Raw genomic sequence first — 18,826 nt, 5'->3', positions numbered from 1 at the left:
ATATGCGATTATTAATTATATTTATAGTAAATATATCATTACTAACTAGTTGTGGAGTCGATAAACCTAAACATTTTATCAAAACGCAGGAACAAGGTGTCTGGCGTTCGGTTAATCTACATAATAATTATGGTTTATTTCGACCCAAAAATCCAGAAGTTTGGCGTAGAGTTGTAGATGTTCTATCTGAAAAGTATGATATCCTAATGTCAGATATAGCGAGTGGTTATATGCGTACTGATTGGAGAAAAATGGCAGTAACAGATAAGCAGTATCAAACACGAATTATTGTCAAAATGCAAGGGCGTATTTGGCATACCGCCAAATTAAAAATAGAAGCGCGTTGGCGTGAAGATCATGATGAAGCTTGGATTATCGGTTATGATAAGACTGTTTTGAATGAAATATATAGAGATATTCAAGGTAGATTAGGTACTTCTGTACGATAGTTTATAATATATATAAAAAATCATAATAATTTTTTTAAAGAAAACGCTTGCTTTTTTAATTCAACTTCATTATAATTCTCTCTGTTTTCAGGGTCGTTAGCTCAGCTGGTAGAGCACCGGACTTTTAATCCGATGGTCGTGCGTTCAAATCGCACACGACCCAAATCCTTTCCTTATTTTATTAAATTCCCCCAAAAAAAATAGTTTCTTGAGCCTGATTTTTGCATGAAATTGCATTTAATCACATTTTCATGCGGAACTATTATGTTAAGCTCTAAACAACAATCCCCTTTAATACTTATCGTCGATGACGATCCTTTAGTACAAAATCTTTTACAAAATCTCTTAAAAAAAGAAGGTTATCGCGTCACTTTAGCAACAGAAGGCATGGCAGCTATTGAAGAATTTCAACGTTGTCAACCTGATTTAGTATTGATGGATGCTGCTATGCCAATTATGGATGGATTTACAGCGTGTAGTAAATTAAAGGAATTGCAAGTAGATACTGATATACCTATTATTATGATAACATCATTAGATGATGAAAAATCAGTTAATCAAGCATTTGAAGTGGGTGCAATTGAATACATTACTAAACCAATACATTGGGCGGTATTACGTCATCGCATTAATGTTATTATAAACGCCCAAGCTACAAAAACAGCTTTACAAAATATAAAAAATATTTTAAACAAACCACATAGATGGCAAACATGATTTTAATTATATAAAAAACATAAAAATATTTAATATCTATGAATAAATTATCATCACAAGAAGTAGCAGTTTTACGTCAAGACAATGAAAAGTTAAAGAGTCAATTAAATGAATTGATCACAATTGCTCAAGAAAATGAAGAATTAAATCAGCGTATTCAACGCCTAATTACAGCTTTAACTAATACAGAAAGTTTAGATGAATTTTTTAATATATTATATAGCACCTTAAATAATGAACTTAATACTGATGCAGTAGTGATTCGTTGGTTTGATGTTTTAGGCTCAAACTTCAAACACAAAGAATTTGTCGAATATGATGCCCAAATTTTTAGTTTATTTGATGAAATTTTAGAAAATAAACAGGCTATTTGCGGACAATTAAAACCAGAACAACTGGCTTATTTGTTTCCAAAGATTAAAGTTGCTTCAGCGGTTTTAATACCTTTAGGTGTTGATAAACCGTTGGGTTTATTAGCAATGGCTAGTCATGATAGAAAACGTTTTCATTCTGAAATGAGTACGGATTTTCTAATATATTTAGGTAATATTATTAGTAATTTACTTAGAATGTGGACTAGGAATAGATAAACTATTTCCATGTTTTTAATATGAAAAAATTATTGATAACTAATAAATGAGAACTATATGAACAAACACATCTATTTTGGTGAAGTCGTAGAAGGTTATGAAACACGAGTTTTGAATGAGAGAGAAGCAAGAGCAGGGGCTGGTATTCTTTTTTTGTTTGCTCTTATTTCTTTTATGTATTCCTATATATTTCATGATTTCCGTTATACACAGATTTTTATCACATTCTTTATGGTCGATTTCTTTTTACGTATATATATCAATCCTAAATATGCTCCCAGTTTAATTCTTGGACGTTTTTTTGTTTCACATCAGAAGCCTGAATATGTGGGTGCTTCTCAAAAAAGATTTGCGTGGCACATTGGTTTTACTTTGGCTGTCATCATGTTCCTGTTGGTTGTAGTCTTTGAGCTTATGACTCCGATTAAAATTGTTATTTGTATTCTTTGTTTAATTCTGTTGTTTTTTGAAGCCGTATTTGGTATATGTCTAGGTTGCGTTTTATATAATAAGTTTAGTAAAAATAAGGTTCAATATTGCCCAGGAGAAGTTTGTGAGTCAAGGCAAAAAGAAGAAATACAGAAAATTAATTTGTTGCAGATGACTATTGCCTTGTCAGCATTTATGATAGCAGGTGTTTTAACTTATCATACTATTATAACGCCTTTTAATCAATCTAAAACTCATCATCATATGAGTACAACAAATTCGGAACACAAGGAATAATATTCCTATGTTTATTTAATTGTTTTTAGACCTGTCAGGTCTTTTGACCTTATTAATGTTCGCCTACGAATTGAACCGGGAAATCCAAAAAAAACTACAGGGATTGCCAATCAAGTTACTTTCATCCTTGCTTATATGCAATCTCTGTAGTTATCTAATAGCTAATGGCTCAATTAATAAAGATAGTATATTATTTTTTGATGAACCTGAAGTCAATTTAAATCCAAAAATGATAAGGCATGTAACTAGTTTACTGTTGCAATTAGCAGAACAGGGTAAAAATATTTTTAGACCTGACAGGTCTAAAATCTAAGATGAAATTAAATATAGATATGAATTTGCAAGAAACTGATTTTTATCGTTGGTCAATGGAAACTGCTGATGCTCTGCGAATGGGGCATTATGCTGATGTTGATATGCAAGCTGTAGCTTTGGAGTTAGAAAATATGGGAGCAAGTGAACGAAGGGAGTTAATTAATCGTTTGGCAGTATTATTAATGCACTTATTAAAGTGGCAATATCAACCCGGTATTCGTTCACGTCGTTGGGAATTAACTCTAATAGAACAGCGTCGAGAAATTCAAGATTTGCTCGAAGATAATCTTAGTTTGAAACATCAGTTAGAAACCAACTTGCCACAAAAGACTTTTCCAAAAGAATGTCCTTGCAATATTGAAGAAATTATGTTGGAAAGTTTTTATCCTAAATGAATTGGATGATTTATCTGCTGCCGATTTGGTAGGTAGGCATTTGATTGCTCAGTCAGTTTCATGCTTGGTATTATAAATATGATTTTCATTATATAAAAAACAAATAAAAAACATTTAAATATTTAATATCTATTAATATATTCTTTTAACAAGAAGTAGCAATTTTATATTGTTATCAAGACAATAAAAAATTAAAAAGTTATAACCGACCCTACAAGGTTTGTAATTAACATTCGTAGGTTGGGCTGACGAAAGGAAGCCCAACACTTCAACACAAGTTGGGCTTCCTTTCGTCAGCCCAACCTACATCAATGTTCGCCCTTAGTACGACGAATCCCTGCTAAACGATTCCCTTGTTTTTGGGGTCCACCTTTTGGAAACAGGTCATGCAAATAGTGGTTATTACCGCGTTCTTTGCCCCAGCTTTTGCTGAAAAACTTGATCATGTCACGAACTTGTGCTTGCACTTGGTGTTCTTCATAGTATTTTTTAATAAAATGAATCACTTCCCAATGATCTTCTGTTAGTTCCAGTTCTTCTTTTTTAGCTAGAGTATTTACAAATGCTTCTGACCAATCTTCCATGTTTTGAATGTAGCCTTCCTGATCTGTTGCTATTTGTTGACCTTCAACATCCATGTAAATAATTTCTGTAGCATAAGGATTTGTTTGCATAATTTTTAATTCATACGTATATGTTTAGTCCTAACAATTTGGTAAGGGCGTGTTATATAAGTTAAAGGTATGCTCCAAACATGCACTAAGCGAGTAAATGGAAACACCAAAAACACTGTCATACCAAAAAATATATGGATTTTAAATATTAATGATACATCTTGTATCAGGCTAGAATCAACACTTAAAGTTGCTACACTTTTCACCCATTCGGTAAGAGCAATCATGCTTGATACATCTCCATGAGCTGCATGTCCTGATGACACAAAAATTGTACTCAAGCCTAAACTCACTGTAACCAATAACCAGCCAATAATAAAAGTATCACGTGTACGACTAACTGCTTTTACCCTAGGATTACTGATCCTACGCCAAAATAACATTATAGCTCCAATCAAACACATTATACCAAATACGCCACCTGCATATATTGCAATCCATTGATGCTGCACATCTGTGGCGATCATTTGCCACCAGCTATGTGGTACCAACATACCAAACATATGTCCAAAAAAGATGCCTAAAATTCCGACATGAAATAAATTACTTGCCATCCTCATATTTTTATTACTAAGCAGTTGGCTAGAATCAGCCTTCCAAGTATATTGTTCTCGATCAAAACGAATCCAACTACCTAAAATAAAAATAGTTCCTGCTAAATAAGGATAAGCTCCAAAAATAAAATTATGTAAAGTCATAGTTATTCTCCTTCAGCTGCTTTGGCTAAATAGCCGCGATTTTCCACAATACGAATCAGTAACGCATATGGACTTTTAGCTTTTTCTAAGTTTTCTGCCAATACTTTCAATATTTTCATGACATCACCCAAAAATATCCTAACTTCTATATCACTCAAACTCGAAAGATATTCCAACATCAGAGGCAAATAATCAGGAAGTTCTCCCTTCTTCACCTCTAGTCCTGCCTGTTTATAATGTTCAGACAGATCTATTAATGCTGGACCTCGATCTCTATTATCATCTCCAAATAAATGATGAGTTAGATGTAAGTCATTTTCTGGTGTGATGTCAAATGTATTAACATAAATTTCTTGCATCGCAATAGTTTTATGTTCATCCATCCAAGAAATAAATTCTTGAATAGAAGCGGTCTCTTGTTCAGAAATATCAGGTAATTTATTTACTTGTTCTGTAATCTCACCCAAATGTTTCATTAACTCCTCATCTGGGTAATCGAGAAGTTTTGCTAAGAGATTAAATAATTTCATTTTTTGGGTGGAACTATACTAATAGGAATAACTGTTTTCTTGCGAGAAGACGGAAATAAAGTAAAGCCACTGCTGCCACCAGCATCATAGCCATTTTGTCCCTGAAAAGCATAAGGATCTTCATGGCGCAATTCTTCATGAGAAGTTGGAATTACAAATCTATCTTCATAATTTGCTATACCTAACATTTGGTACATTTCTTCTGCTTGTTCTTCAGTTAGCCCAACTTGATCCAGTACTTCTTTATTTGTGTGACCCTCAAGAGCTATTGTGCGTTGATTAGAACGCATCGCCAACATCCTATTTAAAGCACTGACAATTGGTGCTTCAGCTCCAGCAGTAAGTAAATTTGCCAAATATTCCACTGGGAAGCGTAAAGCTTCTGATTTTGGAATTACTCCATCAGCTTCTGTTGGCAAATTACCTTGATCTATTTGACTTTGTACTGGTGACAATGGTGGCACATACCACATCATAGGTAATGTACGAAATTCTGGATGAATTGGAAAAGCTATTTTCCATTCTATTGCCATCTTATAGACTGGTGATTTCTGTGCTGCATCAATCCAGCTTTGTGGAACTTCATCAGCTAATGCTTGCTTGATTACTTCTGGGTCATTTGGATCAAGAAAAATATCCATTTGACTCTGATAAAGATCTTGTTCATCATCAGGGCTAGCAGCATCACTGATACGATCAGCATCATATAATATTACTCCAACATAGCGGATACGACCAACACAAGATTCTGCACAAGCCATTGGCATACCAGATTCTATGCGGGGGTAACACATGATACATTTTTCTGATTTACCGGATTCCCAATTGTAGTAAATCTTTTTATAAGGGCAGGCACTTACACACATGCGCCAACCTCGACATTTGTCTTGATCAATTAATACTGCACCATCTTCTTCTCTTTTGTACATAGCTCCAGAAGGACAACTAGCTACACAAGAAGGATTTAAGCAGTGATTACAAAGACGAGGTAAATACATTTGAAAGGTATTTTCAAACTCCTTATACATCTGTTTTTCAATACCTTCAAAGTTTTTATCTTTAGCGCGAGCTTCAAATTCACCGGCTAAATCATCTTCCCAATTTGGACCCCAATGAATCTTTTCCATCGGCTTACCAGTAATCTGGGAAACTGGTCGCGCGGTGGGACAAGCTTCAGATAAACTCTTGTTCTGTAACTTAGGATAATCAAAATCGAATGGCTCATAGTAGTCATCAATTTCTGGCATGTCAGGATTGGCAAACAGATTTAGCAGTTTGCTAGTACGTCCACCAGCTTTTAGTTCCAACTTGCCATTCTTTTTTTCCCAACCGCCATTCCATTTATCTTGATCTTCCCATTGTTTAGGATAACCTATGCCGGGCTTAGTTTCTACATTATTAAACCAAGCATATTCAACACCTTTGCGATTACTCCAGATATTTTTACAAGTTACTGAACAAGTATGACAACCTATACATTTGTCCAAATTCAGTACCATTGCAATTTGCGCACGAACTTTCATGTTTATTATTCTCCAGTAGTATCCTAATTATTTATGCCTGAAGGATTTTTCTTGCCTTCACGTTCTGGTGTCAATGGACGTTCTAACCAATCAATATCCTTATCCTCAATTTTGTGAACAATTACATGTTCATCACGATTAGATCCGACAGTACCGTAATAATTAAACGCATAAGATAATTGTGCATAACCACCAATCATATGAGTTGGTTTTATGACTGTACGGGTCACACTATTGAGAATACCGCCACGTTTTCCAGTTGTATTGGAGCCGGGAACATTAACATTTTTCTCTTGTGCATGATACATAATTGCCATTCCATTGGGAACCCGTTGTGATACCACAACTCGCGCTACGGTTGCACCATTATCATTTACTGCTTCAGCCCAATCATTATCTTTAAGTCCGATTGATTTGGCATCTTCTTCTGATACCCAGAAGTAAGGACCACCACGGAATAGGGTCAACATTCTGTTGCTGTCCTGATAAGTGGAATGAATTCCCCATTTAGAATGCGGTGTAATCCAGTTTAAGACCAAATATGGTTTATCTTTAATGTTAGCTGGAACATTCTTGTGTGTTTGTAAATCAACTGGTGGTTTGAAAGCACATAACCCCTCACCAAAATCAAGCATCCATTCGTGATCAAGATAGAACTGGGCACGTCCAGTCAATGTACGTAACGGGATATGCTCATGGACATTGGTATAACATGCGTTATAACTAACTGTCTCAGATTCAATACCAGACCAAGTAGGTGCTGTAATAATCTTGCGTGGTTGAGCAACAATATCATGATAAGTAATTTTCTCATCTTGACGACCCTTATAGAGATGACTATGGTCAATCCCGGTTTTTTTGCTTTGAGCTGACCATGATTTATGAGCAACTTCACCATTGGTCTCAGGTGCCATTCTCATAACTGCATCACAAACATGAATATCTTCAGCAAGTGAAGGTCTTCCTTTACTTATTCCTTCTTTAATAACACCATTCAGTGATGCTAGTTCCTCAATCTCATGATCCGTATTCCAATCTAGCCCCTTGATATTATTACCCAGTTTATTCATCAATGGTCCTAATGCAATATACTTCGCATAGGTATTTGGATAATCTCTTTCTACCACTTTAAAGATTGGTGCTGTCTTTCCGGGTATAAGATCACAATCACCTTTTTTCCAATCTTTAACTTCACCAAAAGGTTGAGCTAAAGCCATTGGTGTATCATGCTGCATTGGTAATGAAACTACATCCTTCTGAGTTCCTAAATGCTTTTCAGACAATTCGGAGAATTTTTTGGCTATAGTTTGGAATATTTGCCAATCTGAACGGGATTCCCATGCTGGATCTACTGCCTTAGACAATGGATGAATGAATGGGTGCATATCTGTAGTATTAAGATCAGCTTTTTCATACCATGTGGCTGTTGGCAATACAATATCAGAATAAGCACCGGTAGAATTTAAACGGAAGTTAATATCTACCATTAAATCTAACTTGCCAATAGGTGATTTTTCATGCCATTTAACTTCTTTACATTCTGCACCTTCAACACCTTCACTCATGACACCATTTTGCGCACCAAGCAGATGTTTAAGGAAATATTCATGCCCCTTAGCTGAACTACCAATCAGATTAGCACGCCAGACAAAAAGGTTACGAGGATGATTTTCTTCTGCATCAATATCTTCATAGGCAAAGTTAATATCACCACTTTTCAGCTTCTCAACCAAATATTTTGAAACGCCTGCTTCATCAGTCGCACCTGCTTTTTCCGCTTCTTTGACAATTTCTATTGGGTTTTTATCAAAGTGGGGCATGGATGGAGTCCAACCCATACGCTGTGCTGCTACATTATAATCAGCTAACTGATAACCTTTGTAACGGGCTTTTGCAGTGGATCCCAACAGACTATCAGCATCAACTCTTTCATAACGCCATTGATCAGTATGGAAATACCAGTAAGTTGTAGATGCCATATGGCGAGGTGGACGATGCCAATCTAAACCAAATGCAATTGGTGCCCAGCCAGCTTGTGGACGCAGTTTCTCTTGTCCAACATAGTGTGCCCAACCACCACCAGATTGACCCACACAACCACAAATATGTAGCAAGTTCATGATACCACGATAGTTCATATCGTTATGATACCAATGGTTAATTGCCGCACCCAAAATCACCATAGATTTACCTTTGGTTTTCGAGGCGTTATCTGCGAATTCACGACCAGTACGTTCAATATCTGCTGTTGGCACACCAGTTACTTTGGCTGCCCATGCTGGAGTATAAGGAACACTCTCATCATCATAAGAAGTTGCTAAGTTATCACCTAAACCACGATCAATCCCATATTGAGCAACTTGTAAATCAAAAACTGAAGTAACATAAACAGTATCTCCAGAAGCAAGTGTGAGTTTACGAACTGGAATCTTACGAACTAAGGTATCACTCTCTTCAGGAGTAAAATGCGGGAAACTTACATCAACAACTTCATCTTTGTCATCAATACAGCTCAGTTCTGCTTCAATATCATTAGAGTTAGCCTTTTCAAGAAGATTCCATTTACCTTCTTCTCCCCAACGGAAACCAACTGAACCATTTGGTACTACAAATGCTTTAGTCTTTGAATCATAAACAACCGTCTTCCATTCTGGATTGTTAGATTCACCCATATTGTTATCAAAATCAGACGCTCTTAGAAAACGACCGCTAACCAGCTTATCATCTAGTTGATTTAAGATAACTTGCATTGGAAAATCAGTGTACTTGCGGGCATATTCGGTAAAATATGGATCCTGTTTTTGTACATGGAATTCTTTCAGCGCGACATGTCCCATTCCCATAAATGCAGCCGCATCTGTTCCCTGTTTAACAGGCATCCAGAGATCAGCAAACTTGACATATTCTGCATAATCAGGTGCCATAGAGACAACTTTGGTGCCATTATAACGTGACTCAATAGCAAAGTGAGCATCCGGTGTACGGGTCATCGGTAGATTAGCACCACAGACAATGATGTATTTTGAATTATACCAATCGGCTGATTCAGGCACATCAGTCTGTTCACCCCAAACTTGAGGAGATGCAGGTGGTAAATCACAATACCAGTCATAGAAGGAACCAACAGCACCACCTATCAATGATAAGTATCTGGAACCAGCGGCGTATGAAATCATTGACATTGCTGGAATCGGTGAGAAACCATAAATACGATCTGGACCCCACTTTTTGATGGTATAGATGTTAGCTGCCGCTATCATTTCAACTACTTCATCCCATGTGCTACGCACAAAACCACCCAAGCCACGAACACCAACGTAACTTTCACGTTTTTTGGAATCTGCTTGAATCGCTGCCCAAGCTTCTACAGGATCCTTACCATTTTTACGCTCGGTACGATATAAATCTAACAAACGACCACGTATCAAAGGATACTTAACACGATGTGGGCTGTACAAATACCATGAGAATGATGCACCACGTTGACAACCTCTAGGCTCATGATTAGGCAAATCATCTCTGGTACGAGGGTAATCGGTTTGTTGCATTTCATAAGCAACCAAACCGTTTTTAACAAAAATTTTCCATGAACAACCACCCGTACAGTTTACACCGTGAGTAGAACGCACAACTTTATCATGGCGCCAGCGGTTACGATATGTATCTTCCCACTGCCTATCTTCATCGGTCACAATTCCGTGACCTTTGGAAAAGGTAGATTTAATACGATTAAAATATTTGAGTCTATCAAGAAAATGACTCATAAGATTCTCCTATGGGTTATTAAATTCTGCTTTAGGGCCTAAGTAATACCACCAATTCAATAACAAACAAATTGTGTAGAAAAGAGCAAAACCATAAAGAGCATATTCAGGAGTTGCTAATTTGATTTGTTCACCAAATACTTGAGGGATAACAAAAGCACCATATGCTGCTACCGCAGAAGTCCAGCCTAATGCAGGTCCAGCTTGCTCTTTAGGAAATATCATAGCAATAGTACGGAAAGTCGAACCATTACCAATTCCAGTTGCTGCAAATAATATTAAAAATAACAAAAAGAAATGAATAAAAAATTCTTCTGGAGTTGCTGAAACATAAGCTTGTTTTAGATAATAAGCCACACCTAGGGCAGAAGCAATCATTACAATAGAAACATACTGAGTAACTTTGGCTCCGCCCATTTTATCAGCCATCCAACCACCTATAGGACGAATAAGTGCGCCAATAAATGGTCCCATCCACGCATACATTAAAGCTGATGGTCCATTCGCATTAATTGTCTCATGAGTCATCACTCCATCTACCATAATATGCTGATAACCAAATACTACTTTGATTGCCAAAGCAAAACCTGCGGAATAACCAATAAAACTACCAAAAGTCATGGTATAAATAACACTCATAATCCATGTATGTTTATTGTCAAAGATTTTAAACTGACGCTGTAAATTTGGCTTAATATTACCCGGTATCATTTTCATTAACATCACGGTTAAGAATAATATTCCGAGAATAACGAACCATTTTGCCCAGCTAGGTGCTCCTAAACCGGTTGGGGCTGGCAATATAATATAAAGACCAATTGCTGCGGTAAAAAAACCTATTAACAACATACCGGTAATTTTTGAAATAGCCCCAATAGGTGAACCTATATCTGGAGAAACCTCTTGACTACGAAGATTATTCATACCGAACCAACTGATAACAGCTAAAGGAATTAAAAGTAGCAACCAAACAAAACCAGCATTATGAATATAAGTTTCTGAACCAGCAGGAATTTTACCAATGAGAGTTCCAGAAGTATTTTGCAGTATCATTGGATCACCACCAAAAACACCAAAAGTCATAACTAATGGCACCAGAATCTGCATTGTGGTAACACCAGCATTACCTAAACCAGCATTAAGACCAAGTGCTAAACCTTGCATACGTTTAGGAAAGAAAAAACTGATATTAGACATGGAAGAAGCAAAGTTACCGCCACCAAAACCAGATAGAAATGCTAAGATTTGAAAAACCCACAATGGAGTATTTTGATCCTGCAAAGCGAAACCGGTACCAATAGCCGGTAACATTAACAGAGCAGTAGTAAAGAAAATAGTATTACGACCACCAGCAATCCGTATAAAAAAACTTGAAGGAATACGTAGTGTTGCACCGGTTAAACCAGCAATTGCAGCCAGACTAAATAATTCTGCTTTTTCAAATGGAAATCCCAAATTCAGCATCTGAACTGTAATAATTCCCCAATACAACCAGACAGCAAATCCGCACAGCAAGCTGGGTATCGATATCCATAAATTACGATTTGCTATTTTTTTGCCTTGCGATTCCCAAAAATGGTTATCTTCAGGATTCCAAGTTTTTATATCAGACATTTTTTTCTCCTATAAAATTTTTCATATCATCACGCTGCTTATCTTTACCAAAAGTATAATGCATCCATATTAAAGAAACAGAGGTTGCGCCATAAAGCAACATAAATATAACAGAGTTTATTTGAGTAAAATCAATCAATGCGCCAAACATAATAGGCAAGAAAAATCCGCCCATACCGCCTGCTAAACCAACAATTCCAGAAGCAACACCTATATTGTTTGGAAATTCATTAGAAAGGAATTTAAATACAGAAGCTTTACCAAAACCCCAAGCTATACCAACAACAAATAATAAACTGGTAAACACCCAAACATTAAGTCCAATATTTATTGTTGTTTCTCCGGTAATTGTCTTGATAGTAAAAACTGTTTGTGGATAAGACATAATGAACAAACAAACCCAAGAAATCCACATAACCCACCATGTAACTTTATAAGGGCCAAAACGATCAGAAACCCAACCACCTAAAGCACGAATTACACCTGAAGGAAGAATAAAAATAGAAGCCAGCAAAGCTGCTGTAGTAAGATCAAAGCCATATTCAGAAATATAATATTTGGTCATCCATAATGAAAGCCCAACAAAACCGCCAAATACCAAAGAATAATATTGCATGTATTTCCAGATACGCGGATCTTTTAACAAGGCTAATTGATCTTTTAATTTGACATGTGAACCAACTTTGTGTTCTGGATTTTCATAAGTAAACATCCAATACAAAACCACAACCACAAACATGGCAACGGCATAAATTTGCGGTACTGATTGCCAGCCATATGCCACAACCAAGGAAGGGGCAATAAACTTAGTTAAAGCGGCACCAGCATTACCAGCACCAAAAATGCCCATAGCAAAACCTTGTTTTTCTGTAGAAAACCAGCGGGCTGTATAAGCTATACCAACCGCAAATGAAGCACCAGCGACACCAACAAAAAGTCCTAAAACTAAAAATTGCCAATATTGAGTAGCTTCACCGATTAAATAAAGCGGCAATATAGTAGCAATCATCAATACAAAATAAACTATACGCCCACCATATACATCAGTTAAGATGCCGACTGGCAAACGCATTAGCGAACCAGTTAAGATAGGAGTAGCAACCAAGATTCCAAATTGGGTTTCACTTAGTGCTAATAATTCCTTTATTGGAATTCCTATGATAGAAAACATCACCCAAACAGCAAAACATGCAGTAAAAGCAAATGTATTCATTACCAATACAGATACCTGTTTGGTTTGTTCAGTAGCCATTCATTTACCTTTTTTTTAAAAAGTTAAATTATAATTTAACTTTTTAAATTCAAACTTGCAACCATGATATGTATAGTGTTATTAGCTTTAATACCACTAAAGTGGTAGTTTGCATACCACCATTTAAGAAATTGTTTTATAATAATATTTATTGTATTATGCTAGATAAGAAACTACTATAAATTTTATTTTTAAGAAAAAAGGAGTACCTCTAAAAAGCTATGTTTAAATATATCCGTGATTCATTATTGCTACGAGCCGGTTTGGCTATGGGGCTTGTTACATTTTTAGCAGTTATTGGTATGGTTAGTGCCATATATATTGCACATTCTACTCATGGAGAAGCTGGAACAGTTAATTTAGCAGGTAGTTTGCGTATGCAGTCTTATCGAATTACTACTGCACTTGAACTTAATGCTGGAACAAAAATAAATAGCTTAATCAAGGAATTTGAGCAACGCTTACATAATCCTATATTAAGTAAAGCTGTAGAACATTCTAATCGTCAATCTTTGCAACAAGCTTATGTTGCAATTAAGGATAAATGGCATTCTTCAATAGTCAAAATAATTGACAATTATACTAAAGATTTTATCAAAAGTTCTGTCTTTCATGCTCAGATTAATGATTTTGTTGCAGATATAGATCATATGGTTCGACTATTGGAACAAGATGCGGAATCAAGCATTCATTTGTTGGGGCTGATACAGATATTTATCCTTTTTTTGACTTTAATTATAGCTATTGTAACTTTGTATCTATTACATACTGATGTTTTACATCCATTACATGAGTTGCTTGATTCTGCTGAACGCGCTAGTCATGGAGATTTTACTGTACGAGTAGCTAATGTTGGTACAGATGAACTAGGGCGACTTGGTTTGGCTTTTAATCATATGGCTGGAGAAATATCCAAAATGTATGATGCTTTAGAGGAACGAGTTGCTAATAAAACTAAAGAATTAACTTTACGTAATAGTTCTTTAGAGCTTCTTTATACTGCTTCACAGTATTTAACTAAAGCTCCAGTATCAGAAAATTCTTATCATGAATTATTGTCTAAAATCAGTCAAATAATGCTTTGTTGTCAAGGAATAAGCTTGTGTCTTATAAATGATAATGACAAAGATACTATTTATAAACTGGCGCGAGTTGGTTCTATTCCTCCTATGTGCAATGAAGAAAAATGTGGAATGTGCTTAGGTGATAAGTTGGAAAGCAATACATTCTCAATTCCTGTAAGTGATCAGGAACAAAATTATGGGGTATTGTTAATTCAACGAGACAATAATATTAAGTTAGAAGATTGGCAAGTTCAGGTATTAGAAACATTAGGCAGACATATAGGTTTATCAATAGGAGTTTCTCGCCGAATTATTCAAAACCGCCGCTTGGCATTATTAGATGAACGCGCTGTTATTGCAAGAGAATTACATGATTCTTTGGCTCAATCACTATCCTATCTGAAAATTCAGGTTACTCGCTTGTTTTTGCTTAAAGATAATAATCAAGTTGATGAAATATTAACTGAATTAAAAGAGGGTTTAGATAGTGCTTATCGACAATTACGAGAACTTCTGACTACTTTTCGGATACAAATGGATGGATGCGGTTTAGCCTCAGCATTATCAGAAACTGTAGAAGAATTTAATAGTCGTTCTAAAGTAGAAATTACACTAGATAATCAAATAAAAAATTATCCTTTTAGCGTAAATGAAGAAATTCATATTCTACAGATAGTGCGCGAAGCATTAAGTAATGTATTGCATCATGCTGATGCAAACCATGCACAAGTCAGAATACAACAACAAGATGAGAATATCATAGTAATTATTGAAGATAATGGCATAGGTATTTCTCAAAAAGTTGAACGTACTCATCACTATGGCTTCACAATCATGCATGAACGAGCTAATTCTTTGAATGCTAACTTACAAATTGAAAATCGTGATAAGGGTGGTACTATGGTTATTCTCAAATTCAAGCAAAAGGTAAAAAGAAATGGCTGATATACAAAAAATTGTGGTTATTGATGATCATCCTTTATTACGTAAAGGTTTGCAGCAATTGATAGATATTTGTCCAGATTTGGAAATGGTCGGAGAAGCAAGTAATGGTTTAGATGGCTTAGAAATTATTGGTGAACTTAAACCAGATTTAATACTGTTAGATTTAAACATGCCTAACATGAATGGACTGGAAACATTGATAAAAATCAAGAAAATGGATCCAGATATACGAGTTATTATGCTGACTGTTTCTGATGAGGAACAAGATGTTGTAGATGCTTTACGTAATGGCGCGGATGGCTATTTATTAAAAGATATGGATCCTGAAGAACTTTTGCTTAAATTTCGTGAAGTCGCAAAAGGTAAACTGGTTTTGTCTTCCTGTATTATTGATTGTCTTGGGCGAGCATTACGCAAACAAGCTAATGTATCAGAATTAACTAATCGCGAACGAGAAATTCTGATACATATTCATGATGGTGAAAGTAATAAAGTAATTGCCCGCAAATTAGGTATCACAGAAGCTACTGTTAAAGTACATGTTAAGCACTTATTGAAAAAATTGAATTTAAAAACTCGTGTTGAAGCTGCGGTTTGGGTAGCTAATAATAACATCCATTAATTGACCTGCACAATGCGTTGGAAATTTTAGTGCTGATTTATCAAAAGAACTACAGAGATTGCATTTTAGCAAGGATAAAAATCCCTGTTTATATGCAAATCCATGTAGTTTTTTTGTGTATGTGGAGGTTTATTCGTTGTACTTCATATTATTATCTGTTAGTTTATAACTTCCAAATTAAAGGAGTTTCATGTATGAAAATACTTAGTCTGTTTTTAACGTTGTTACTTGTAAGCTGTAATAATTCAACTGTTAATACAATGTCATCTGATAAGGGTGGTGGTGCTGTTCATATTACTGATACTAATGGTGCTAATATTTTATCTTATAGTGGTAGTTATGCTTTGCTTATTGGGCAGAGTGATTATACTGCTGGTTGGCAGGATTTAAATAGTATTCCTAGTGAGTTGGATAAGGTGGAGACTGTTCTTGAAGATCAAGGTTTTGTTGTTAAAAGATATAGGAATCTTAATTCTAAAGCTTTAAAACGTACTTTTGAGAAGTTTATTAATAACTATGGATTAGATAAAGATAATCGTTTGTTATTTTTCTATTCTGGGCATGGCGAAAGTCGTAATGTTAATGGTAATATTAAGGATTATATTGTTCCTGTTGATGCACCTGATCCTAATGTTGATGATAAAGGCTTTGTAAAAAAGGCTGTTTCTATGAATCAAGTTGTTACTTGGGCGCGGGATATTGAGTCTAAACATGCTTTATTTTTGTTTGATAGTTGTTTTTCTGGTACGGTTTTTAAGAGTAAAAAAGCTCATAAAATTCCACGGCAAATTACTCAGGCAATGGCTAAGCCTGTACGTCAATTTATTACTGCTGGTAGTGCTAATGAAACTGTTCCAGCTAGAAGTACTTTTACTCCCGCTTTTGTTGACGCTATAGCTGAAGGTGATGGTGATCTTTATAAAGATGGTTATGTTACAGCTAAAGAGTTGGGGCTTTATCTGAAAAATGTTGTATTTAAAGTTGGTGGTGCTAAAAATACACGACAAACTGTTAGCAAAGTCTTTCAAGATCGTTTAAGAGGTGGCGGTTTTTCTGATGAAAAGCCAGATGATAGAAGCTGGGGGCGTGGTAATCGTCCAGTGATTAATGTTTCTTGGCATGATGCTACAGCTTATGCAAACTGGTAAAAATTATCGTCTTCCTACGGAGGCTGAATGGGAATATGCAGCTAGGGCTGGTACAGATACTAAGTATTGGTGGGGAAATGATAACTGGAATCTAAAAATAAATATAATAGTCTTGAAAAACAAATTATGTAATCTCTGTAGTTTTTTGATAAAATGATTAAAAACATCAATAATGCAGACTTATTGATAAATTTTATATGCACCTTAGTGGAGATTAAAAATGACAACTTATCAACAATTTTTTTTAGACGAAGAAGCAGAACAAGCATTACAAGCAATCATGCAAATGGCAAAATTAAGCCAATCTGATGCTTTAAAACAAGGTTTAATCCTTTTACAAAAACATTTAAATATCAATCAAACATCTGCAATTAAACCATTTGATATTTATAAAGAATTAGATTTAGGCGAAGGAGGTTATGCCATTGCACCCTCTTCACAAGCAAAAGAAGGAGTAAAAGCAGCTTTACAAAGGAAATTACAAAGATGATTTTAGTGGATACTGGACCTTTAGTGGCACTTTTTGATCCAAAAGACAATCAGCATCAGCACTGTAAAACTTTATTACAAACGTTTAATGAACCGCTTATAAGTACAACACCAGTTTTGACCGAGGCATTTCATTTATTGACACCTAACAGTAAAGGTGCAGATGCCTTAAGAAATTTTATAGCAAAAGGTGGTTTAAACTTATGGTTTTTGAATAAAGAAACGATGCAAACGGCTTTACAATTGATGGAAATATATCATGATCGTCCGATGGATTTAGCAGATGCTTCTTTGGTTACTGCCGCCCAAACACTAAAAATATCACGGATATTCACAATTGATCGCAATGACTTTACAATTTATCGTATCCGCATTGGTTATCAGTATAAGTATTTTGAAGTTATTAGTTAAAAACAACTACAGGGATTGCATGTAAGCAAGGATAAAAATCCCTGTTTATATGCAAATCAATGTAGTTTTTTGGGTATTATGATATGATAAACTACATCATTAAAAAATTATAATTTTAAGTAATGCAAAAGGTGGATTGCTGATGGAATTCGAGTGGGATAAAAACAAAGCTTGACACCAAAATAGATGACGAACTCCGATAAGAATATGATTTAAAGAGCTTGCGAGTCAGGAAAGTTGGCCCTGAAAGGAAAAGTTTCGGTGGTTCAACTGTGCAGTTAGAACCTGATGTAGCAGCAGTATTTCCAAACTCTGAATCAGTACTTAATTGTCGTTTTTTGGAGTTCAAAGCGCAGCTTTGCTTTGGACTCAAAATTATTAAAAACATCAGGATAATATCATGCTAAAACACAAAATATACTATCTTACGCACTAAATAGACGAGTTGAAATTAGGATAAGATAATGAAAAAATACCTACTAATAACACTAGTATTAATACTACTTCAAGCCTGTGTAAATGAAACACTTTCATCAAGACGAGGCATCTATGTTACAAAAAGCAATCAACACGCCCTAGTAATAGGAATAGATAAATACCAACATTTCACAAATTTAAACGGTGCAGTTAATGACGCTAACTTATTAGCGCAAACTCTACGTAATAAAAATATTAACTTACCAAATAACCGAGTTCTATTAAATGAACAAGCCACTCGTAAAACATTTATGAAAGCGTGGAAAGACATGTTACAAGCGGCGAATCCTGGATAATAAATTACCTAAAAATCTAACTGTAATAACAGCGGTACAGCATGATGGTTTAGAAGTAGAAGAAGTATATATAAATAATCAAGCGCATGGAGCATTAAGCTGGGCATTTGCACAAGCCTTAAAAAGC

The 18,826-nt window shown here is 35.4% G+C and carries 19 protein-coding genes and 1 tRNA gene; 13 read left to right on the top strand and 7 right to left on the bottom strand.

What is annotated here, in order from left to right:
* Window positions 1-2: 2 nt before the first annotated feature.
* The 6 genes from BHU68_RS13305 (at window position 3) to BHU68_RS13275 (ending at window position 3,192) form a co-directional block, all read left to right on the top strand.
* Entirely contained in the window at window positions 3-449 is a 447-nt protein-coding gene (locus BHU68_RS13305; RefSeq protein WP_069472525.1) for a hypothetical protein, read from the top strand.
* Window positions 450-539: 90 nt separating this feature from the next.
* Window positions 540-612 (top strand) — tRNA-Lys (locus BHU68_RS13300).
* A 101-nt stretch (window positions 613-713) separates the two neighbouring features.
* On the top strand, window positions 714-1,166 hold the full coding sequence (locus BHU68_RS13295; protein ID WP_069472524.1) for a response regulator: 453 nt from the start codon (window positions 714-716) through the stop codon (window positions 1,164-1,166).
* Window positions 1,167-1,204: 38 nt separating this feature from the next.
* The gene (locus BHU68_RS13290; protein ID WP_069472523.1) at window positions 1,205-1,756 is read left to right on the top strand and encodes a DUF484 family protein; all 552 of its coding nucleotides are present in this window, start codon (window positions 1,205-1,207) and stop codon (window positions 1,754-1,756) included.
* 57 nt (window positions 1,757-1,813) lie between these two features.
* Entirely contained in the window at window positions 1,814-2,482 is a 669-nt protein-coding gene (locus tag BHU68_RS13285) for a DUF4395 domain-containing protein (RefSeq protein ID WP_069472522.1), read from the top strand.
* Between the two features lie 332 nt (window positions 2,483-2,814).
* The gene (locus BHU68_RS13275) at window positions 2,815-3,192 is read left to right on the top strand and encodes a DUF29 domain-containing protein (RefSeq protein WP_083235034.1); all 378 of its coding nucleotides are present in this window, start codon (window positions 2,815-2,817) and stop codon (window positions 3,190-3,192) included.
* Between the two features lie 308 nt (window positions 3,193-3,500).
* On the opposite strand, the gene BHU68_RS13270 is transcribed toward BHU68_RS13275, so the two are convergent.
* The 7 genes from BHU68_RS13270 to BHU68_RS13240 are packed head-to-tail and all read right to left on the bottom strand — an operon-like array spanning window position 3,501 to window position 13,247.
* On the bottom strand, window positions 3,501-3,866 hold the full coding sequence (locus BHU68_RS13270; RefSeq protein WP_069472519.1) for a TusE/DsrC/DsvC family sulfur relay protein: 366 nt from the start codon (window positions 3,864-3,866) through the stop codon (window positions 3,501-3,503).
* A 5-nt stretch (window positions 3,867-3,871) separates the two neighbouring features.
* Complete coding sequence (gene narI / locus BHU68_RS13265) at window positions 3,872-4,564, bottom strand: respiratory nitrate reductase subunit gamma (RefSeq protein WP_069472518.1); 693 nt, start codon at window positions 4,562-4,564, stop codon at window positions 3,872-3,874.
* A 2-nt stretch (window positions 4,565-4,566) separates the two neighbouring features.
* On the bottom strand, window positions 4,567-5,094 hold the full coding sequence (narJ, locus tag BHU68_RS13260; protein WP_069472517.1) for a nitrate reductase molybdenum cofactor assembly chaperone: 528 nt from the start codon (window positions 5,092-5,094) through the stop codon (window positions 4,567-4,569).
* Window positions 5,091-6,617, bottom strand: coding sequence for a nitrate reductase subunit beta (gene narH / locus BHU68_RS13255; protein ID WP_069472516.1), 1,527 nt, complete (start codon window positions 6,615-6,617; stop codon window positions 5,091-5,093). Before narH ends, narJ begins: the two co-directional genes overlap by 4 nt.
* A gap of 23 nt (window positions 6,618-6,640) precedes the next feature.
* Window positions 6,641-10,381 carry a nitrate reductase subunit alpha gene (locus BHU68_RS13250; protein WP_069472515.1) on the bottom strand — a complete coding sequence of 1,247 codons (3,741 nt, stop codon included), beginning with the start codon at window positions 10,379-10,381 and terminating at the stop codon, window positions 6,641-6,643.
* 9 nt (window positions 10,382-10,390) lie between these two features.
* Window positions 10,391-11,995: an MFS transporter gene (locus tag BHU68_RS13245; protein WP_069472514.1), complete on the bottom strand. Its 1,605-nt coding sequence runs from the start codon at window positions 11,993-11,995 to the stop codon at window positions 10,391-10,393.
* Window positions 11,988-13,247, bottom strand: coding sequence for an MFS transporter (locus BHU68_RS13240; RefSeq protein ID WP_069472513.1), 1,260 nt, complete (start codon window positions 13,245-13,247; stop codon window positions 11,988-11,990). The genes BHU68_RS13245 and BHU68_RS13240 overlap by 8 nt, the downstream gene beginning before the upstream one ends.
* A 221-nt stretch (window positions 13,248-13,468) precedes the next feature.
* Here BHU68_RS13240 and BHU68_RS13235 point away from each other — a divergent pair, with 221 nt between their 5' ends.
* From BHU68_RS13235 to BHU68_RS13210, 7 genes are all read left to right on the top strand, one after another.
* Entirely contained in the window at window positions 13,469-15,256 is a 1,788-nt protein-coding gene (locus BHU68_RS13235) for a histidine kinase (RefSeq protein WP_069472512.1), read from the top strand.
* Window positions 15,249-15,878 (top strand): two-component system response regulator NarL, encoded by a 630-nt coding sequence (narL, locus tag BHU68_RS13230; protein WP_069472511.1) that lies wholly within the window; start codon window positions 15,249-15,251, stop codon window positions 15,876-15,878. Before BHU68_RS13235 ends, narL begins: the two co-directional genes overlap by 8 nt.
* Window positions 15,879-16,072: 194 nt before the next feature.
* Window positions 16,073-17,026 carry a caspase family protein gene (locus BHU68_RS16780; protein ID WP_069472510.1) on the top strand — a complete coding sequence of 318 codons (954 nt, stop codon included), beginning with the start codon at window positions 16,073-16,075 and terminating at the stop codon, window positions 17,024-17,026.
* The gene (locus tag BHU68_RS17780; RefSeq protein WP_253181008.1) at window positions 17,013-17,183 is read left to right on the top strand and encodes a formylglycine-generating enzyme family protein; all 171 of its coding nucleotides are present in this window, start codon (window positions 17,013-17,015) and stop codon (window positions 17,181-17,183) included. Before BHU68_RS16780 ends, BHU68_RS17780 begins: the two co-directional genes overlap by 14 nt.
* 63 nt (window positions 17,184-17,246) lie before the next feature.
* A complete protein-coding gene (locus BHU68_RS13220) occupies window positions 17,247-17,516 on the top strand; it encodes a hypothetical protein (protein WP_069472509.1) in 270 nt (89 codons plus the stop codon).
* Entirely contained in the window at window positions 17,513-17,926 is a 414-nt protein-coding gene (locus tag BHU68_RS13215) for a type II toxin-antitoxin system VapC family toxin (protein WP_069472508.1), read from the top strand. The genes BHU68_RS13220 and BHU68_RS13215 overlap by 4 nt, the downstream gene beginning before the upstream one ends.
* Before the next feature lie 464 nt (window positions 17,927-18,390).
* Complete coding sequence (locus BHU68_RS13210) at window positions 18,391-18,699, top strand: caspase family protein (protein ID WP_069472507.1); 309 nt, start codon at window positions 18,391-18,393, stop codon at window positions 18,697-18,699.
* Window positions 18,700-18,826: the final 127 nt, after the last annotated feature.

It is taken from the genome of Candidatus Marithrix sp. Canyon 246 (assembly GCF_001723685.1).
In the GTDB taxonomy this organism is placed as follows: Bacteria; Pseudomonadota; Gammaproteobacteria; order Beggiatoales; family Beggiatoaceae; genus Marithrix.
The sequence above is the reverse complement of the archived record's forward strand: the minus strand, read 5'-3'. Positions and strand labels throughout refer to the sequence as shown.